Annotated in this window: 5 protein-coding genes; all 5 read left to right on the top strand. The window is 67.0% G+C overall.

Annotated elements, in window-relative coordinates; genetic code table 11:
• Positions 1-11: 11 nt before the first annotated feature.
• Genes KDB67_RS21435 through KDB67_RS21455 form a run of 5 tightly spaced genes read left to right on the top strand, consistent with a single transcriptional unit; the run spans position 12 to position 5,410 of the window.
• Positions 12-1,409 (top strand): ABC transporter substrate-binding protein, encoded by a 1,398-nt coding sequence (locus KDB67_RS21435; protein WP_291020435.1) that lies wholly within the window; start codon positions 12-14, stop codon positions 1,407-1,409.
• The gene (locus KDB67_RS21440; protein ID WP_291020426.1) at positions 1,410-3,578 is read left to right on the top strand and encodes an ABC transporter permease; all 2,169 of its coding nucleotides are present in this window, start codon (positions 1,410-1,412) and stop codon (positions 3,576-3,578) included.
• A complete protein-coding gene (locus tag KDB67_RS21445) occupies positions 3,556-4,272 on the top strand; it encodes an ABC transporter ATP-binding protein (RefSeq protein WP_291020428.1) in 717 nt (238 codons plus the stop codon). Before KDB67_RS21440 ends, KDB67_RS21445 begins: the two co-directional genes overlap by 23 nt.
• On the top strand, positions 4,269-4,988 hold the full coding sequence (locus tag KDB67_RS21450) for an ABC transporter ATP-binding protein (protein WP_291020430.1): 720 nt from the start codon (positions 4,269-4,271) through the stop codon (positions 4,986-4,988). The genes KDB67_RS21445 and KDB67_RS21450 overlap by 4 nt, the downstream gene beginning before the upstream one ends.
• Positions 4,985-5,410 (top strand): hypothetical protein, encoded by a 426-nt coding sequence (locus KDB67_RS21455; RefSeq protein ID WP_291020433.1) that lies wholly within the window; start codon positions 4,985-4,987, stop codon positions 5,408-5,410. The genes KDB67_RS21450 and KDB67_RS21455 overlap by 4 nt, the downstream gene beginning before the upstream one ends.
• Positions 5,411-5,532: the final 122 nt, after the last annotated feature.

Genomic DNA, 5,532 nt, shown 5'->3' on the forward strand with positions numbered 1-5,532 from the left:
GAGAGATTCCCATGAAGACACCGTCCAGATCGATGGCCCTGCTGGCCGTGGCCGCGAGCGCACTGCTCATCGCGGGCTGCGGCGGCCGCGACGGTTCCGGCAGTGAGGAGACCGCCTCCGGAGGTGACAAGACCGCCTCGTCGGAGGTGTCGAGTTCGTTCGGTGACCTCGGAGAGGTCTGCGGTAAGGGCTCGGCCAAGGGCGCCACCGCCCAGGGGGTGACCGACACCGAGATCAAGATCGGTGTGTTCTCCGATGTCGGCTTCACCAAGACGGCCGAATTCGGTGACGCGGCAAAGGTGTTCACGTCCTGGTGCAATGACAACGGGGGTATTGCCGGTCGTAAGATCACCGCCAACCTCCGCGACACCAACCTGATGAGTGTGCGCCAGGAAATGGTCAAGGCCTGCAAGGAGGACTTCGCCCTTGTCGGCGGCGGTGCCGCGCTCGACGGGCTCGGCGTCAAGGAAAGGCTGACCTGTCTACTGCCGAGCTTCCCGGCGCAGACCTCGCAGGTGCCCGCTCTCGCCTCGGACCTGCAGATCCAGCCCGCGCCGGCGCAGACCTTCGGATACATGCCGTACTACCAGTACCGGAAGTGGCTGGTCACCGAGGCGTACCCGGACTCGGCGCAGAAGGTGGGCATCATCAACGGTGACTCGCCGGTGACCAAGGTGCTCGGCGACATGCAGCTCGAATCCACCGAGGCCGCGGGCGGCAAGTTCGTCTACAACAATCTCTACCCGGCCAGCGGCGTCGCGGACTGGACCCCGTACGCGCAGGGCATCAAGGACAAGGGCGTCAAGGGCCTGATCTTCTACGGCCAGTACGCGCAGCTGGCCAAGCTGGAGGCCGTGCTGACCGGCATGAACTACAAGCTCGACTGGATCGACGCCAACAACAACTCCTACGGCGCGTCCTTCCCCGAACTCCTCGGCAAGTCGGCCGACTACCAGAACAACCTGGTCGACCTCAGCGGCATCCTGCCGCTGGAGAGCACCGAGCCGGCGATGGCGCAGCTCAAGGCGCTGTACAAGAAGTACGCTCCCGGTGCCGACATCTCCGGTCCGGCGGTCCGCGCGTTCTCGTCGTGGCTCGTATTCGCGAAGGCCGCCACGAGCTGTGGTGACAAGCTGACCCGGACCTGCCTGTACGAGACGATCGCCAAGGAGAGTGCATGGACCGCGGGTGGGCTGCAGACTGCACAGAATCTGAAGCCGGGTGAGGCGCCTTCGGGATGCTTCAACATCATGAAAGTCACGTCGAAGGGCTGGGAAGCGGCCGACTTCAAGCCGGACCAGGGCGCCTACCGCTGCGATATCGATCCCAAGCCGATGGCAGACAAGAGCCGCTACGGCAAGGGTCTGACTCTCGCCGATGTGGGCAAGAGCATGAGTGACGTCAAGTAGATGGATCAGTTTCTCGCCTATGGTGTCGTCGGGCTGAGCACCGCCGCGATCTACGCGGTCATCAGCGGCGGGCTCGTCGTCACCTACACCACCACCGGCGTCTTCAACTTCGCCCACGGTGCCGCCGGCATGTTCTCGGCGTTCATGTACTGGCAGCTGTCGGTGGGCTGGGGCTGGCCGGTATGGCTGTCGCTGCTGGTGATCCTGGGCATCGGGGCGCCGCTGTTCGGGCTGGCCATCGAATTGGCGATGCGGCCCGCGCAGGCGCTCGGCGAGGCGGAGAAGCTCGTGATGACGGTCGCGTTGCTCAGCGGCCTGATGGCGATGGCGCGGTGGATCTGGAATCCCACCGAAGCGCGTTCGCTGACGCCGTTCTTCGCCGATCGGGATCCGTTCCACATCTTCGGCGCCACCGTCACCTGGCATCAGGCGCTGACGATGGTGGTGGCCGTCGTGGTGGCCGTGGGCTTGCGGATCCTGTTGCTGCAGACCAGGACCGGCGCCGAGATGCGGGCCACCGTCGATGACCGGTCGCTGGTGGGCCTGACCGGTGCCGATCCGTTGCGGGCCAACCGGATCGCCTGGATCCTGGGCATCGAACTGGCCGCGGTCGGCGGCATCCTCATCGCCCCGGCCGTCGCGCTCGACGCGCCGTCGTTGTCATTGCTGATCGTGAGCGCTTACGCCGCAGCCATTTTCGGTCGGCTCAAGAGCCTGCCGCTGACGTTCCTCGGTGCGATCGTCGTCGGCTGCATGGAGAGCTACCTGGCCGGCTACCTGCCGCAGAACGACTACCTGCCGGGCCTGCGGCTGGCCGCACCCGCGATCCTGTTGCTGCTGGCGCTGCTGCTGTTCCCGCACGGACGGCTGCGCGGCCGCGACCGGCAGCTGAGCCCGGTACCGTTGCCGACGATGCGTGGCACCTGGTTCCTGGCCGCGGTGATCGTGCTGTTCGGCGTCATCCTGGCGACGGTGCTCAGCGACAGTGACATCCTGAGCTACGGGCAGATCTTCGCGGTCGGTGTGATCGCGCTGTCGTACGTGCCACTGGCCGGGTTCGCAGGGCAGATCTCGCTGTGCCAGATCTCTCTCGCCGCGATCGGGGCCATCGTGTGCGCCCGCTTCGGCGACGACGGTCAATGGTGGGCGATCATCGTGGCCGCGATCGTGGCCGGGGTGGTCGGAGCGGTGATAGCAATTCCGGCGCTGCGGCTTTCGGGCGTGTATCTGGCACTGGGCACCGCGGCGATCGCCGTGATCTTCGACCGGTGGATCTTCACCCTGCCGTCGTTCGAGATCGCCGGATTGCGGATCTCGTTGTTCGATCAGGGCTCGATCGAGGTGCCGGGACCGTCGCTGTTCGGGTTCGCCGTCGACACGCCGGAGCGGGTGACCGTTTTCGGTGCGGTGGTGCTGGCGCTGATGACGGTCGGAGTGGCGTTGCTGCGGCGCGGACGCCTGGGCCGGCGATTGATCGCGCTTCGCGACAGCGAGGCGGCCTTTGCGACGCTCGGCGGAAACCTGTTGGCCGGCAAACTGCTCGTCTTCGGATTGAGTTCGGCCATCGCCGGTGTCGGCGGTGGCCTGTACGGAATGTCCCTACAGTCGGCCACCCCCGACCAGTTCAACTTCATCTCGGGACTGCCGATCTTCCTGGTCGTCGTCCTGGCCGGGCTCGGCTCGGTGGGTGCGGGCCTGTTCGTCGGCGCCGGCCTGTCCGGCCCGTTGCATGCGATCGGTGCGCTGTGGCCGGCGATCAAGGAGATGTCGCAGGCACTGCCCGCGATCGGTGCTGTGGCCTTCGGCGCCAAGGCCGTCCAGGAGGGTGGTATCGCCGAGCTGCGCAAACGCTGGAACAGCGCGTTCGACGACGACGTCGTCATGGGTGGGCTGGTGGTGTGGACCCTGATCGCCTGGGTGCTGCGCCTGACCGATGTGGTCAACGGCTACGTGTTGGTGCTGCTGCTCGTACTCGCCGCCGTGTTGGTGCCGGTGGTGGCCAACTGGCGCCTGCGCCGGTCGAATCCCGCTGCTGTGCAACAAGAATCGTCCGATGTTCAAGCGGGCGAACCTGATTCGGATATGCCGGTCGAATGGTGGGGAATCGCCAGGGACTGGGCACCGGAAGACGAGGAGGCGCTCGATCGTGCCATCGCTGCTCGAAGTTGAGAACGTCAATGTCACCTTCGGCGCGCACAAGGCGGTCAGCGACGTCGCCCTGCATGCCGACGCCGGCCACATCACCGGGCTGATCGGCCCCAACGGGGCGGGCAAGAGCACGCTGTTCGACGTGATCTGCGGACTGCGCAGACCGGGGTCGGGCTCGGTGACCCTCGACGGCAACGACATCACCAAGCTCGGCCCGGCCCAACGAGCCCGGCTCGGTATGGCCCGCACCTTCCAGGGCCTGGAACTGTTCGGCAGGCTCAGCGTGCGCGACAACCTGCTGGTGGCCGCGGAGATGCGGCACCGGGGTGCGGCCGCCGCGCGGATCGTCGACGATATCCTCGACCGGGTCGCGCTGGGGCAGTACGCGGACCGGATCGCGGACTCGCTGCCCACCGGCGTCGGGCGGCAGGTGGAGGTGGCTCGTGCGCTCACCACCGAGCCACGCATCATCCTGCTCGACGAACCGGCGGCCGGTCAGGATCCGGAGGAGACCGCCCGCTTTGCCGACGTACTTCGCGGTGTCGTGGCCGGCGGTGTGGCGGTTCTGCTCGTCGAACACGACATGGAACTGGTGATGGACGTGTGCGATCAGGTGCATGTGCTCGATCTCGGGTCGATCATCACCTCCGGGACCCCTGAACACGTGCGCAACCACTCGGCCGTGCTCGAGGCGTATCTGGGGGTGGCCACATGAGCACGCAGAACCCGCCGATCCTGGAATTGCAGGACGTCCGCGCCGGATACGGCGGCATCACCGCGGTCCACGGGGTCAGCCTGTCGGTGCGGGCCGGCGAGGTCGTCGCCCTGCTCGGTCCGAACGGCGCCGGCAAGTCCACCACACAGAAGGTCGCCTCCGGGGTACACCCGGCCTCCTCGGGCCGGTTGCGCTACGCGGGCAAGGACGTGACCGGCATCAGCGCCCGGGACGCCGCGCGTGCGGGGGTCTGCCTGATCCCCGAGGGCCGCGGCATCTTCCCCAATCTCACAGTGCGCGAGAACCTCTGGATGATGACCTTCACCGGCAAGTCCCGGGAAGAAATCGAAACCGATGCCTACCAGCGGTTTCCGATCCTGGCCCAGCGCGCCAAGCAGACCGCCGGCACGATGTCCGGCGGCGAACAGCAGATGCTCGCCCTGAGCCGCGGCCTGGCCTGCGATCCCGCGGTGCTACTGCTCGACGAACTGTCGATGGGCCTGGCCCCGCTCATCGTCGAGCAGTTGTACGGCCAGGTGGCCGAACTCGCCCGGACGGGCGTCGCCGTCCTCGTGGTGGAACAGTTCGCCACCGCGGTACTGGACATGGCCGATCGCGCGGCCGTCCTGGTGCGGGGGAAGGTGGTCTACGACGGACCACCCGGCCGCGCCCTCACCGATGAACTCGCCAACCTCTATCTAGGGAGCTCGACATGAGTCACACCCAGCCCGACGTCCAGCGCGCCGCGGCAGCCGCACCCGCCCAGGCGGCCGACCGTGCCCAGCGGTTCGCCAGGGACCTCGACGCGCTGACCGTCGCCGATCCGGCCGCCAAACGGTCACAACTGTGGATCCGGCTCGGTATTGCCGCCATGGTGGCCGGCGTCGCGCTGCCGATCATCGCCTATTTCCTCTCGCACAACACCTCCGACCCACTGGTGCAACGCGACGCGATCATCCTCGCGCTCACCGGAATCGCCGTTGCCGTTGTGGGTTCGGTTGTGTTCCTGCGGTTTTCGCTCACCGGCTTTCTGCGGTTCTGGCTGGCCCGGCAGGCCTTCGACCTGGGTGCGCTGTCCGAGCGGCTCGCCGGCGGCAGCTCCGGCGCGCAGCAGACAACCGATCTGCCCGTTCGCTGAGAGGCCCGCATGACCGAGGGTATGAGTTTTGCGCTGTCCGACGACCAGGAACTGATCCGCAAGTCCGTGGCCGAGCTCGCCGCCCGGTTCGACGACCGCTACTGGATGGAAAAGGATCTCGC

This window comes from Gordonia sp. (in: high G+C Gram-positive bacteria), from assembly GCF_020438995.1.
Lineage (GTDB): Bacteria > Actinomycetota > Actinomycetes > Mycobacteriales > Mycobacteriaceae > Gordonia.

Coding starts and splice junctions, on each gene's coding strand:
- KDB67_RS21435 (WP_291020435.1), top strand. CDS start 12: ATGAAGACACCGTCCAGATCGATGGCCCTGCTGGCCGTGGCCGCGAGC.
- KDB67_RS21440 (WP_291020426.1), top strand. CDS start 1,410: ATGGATCAGTTTCTCGCCTATGGTGTCGTCGGGCTGAGCACCGCCGCG.
- KDB67_RS21450 (WP_291020430.1), top strand. CDS start 4,269: ATGAGCACGCAGAACCCGCCGATCCTGGAATTGCAGGACGTCCGCGCC.
- KDB67_RS21455 (WP_291020433.1), top strand. CDS start 4,985: ATGAGTCACACCCAGCCCGACGTCCAGCGCGCCGCGGCAGCCGCACCC.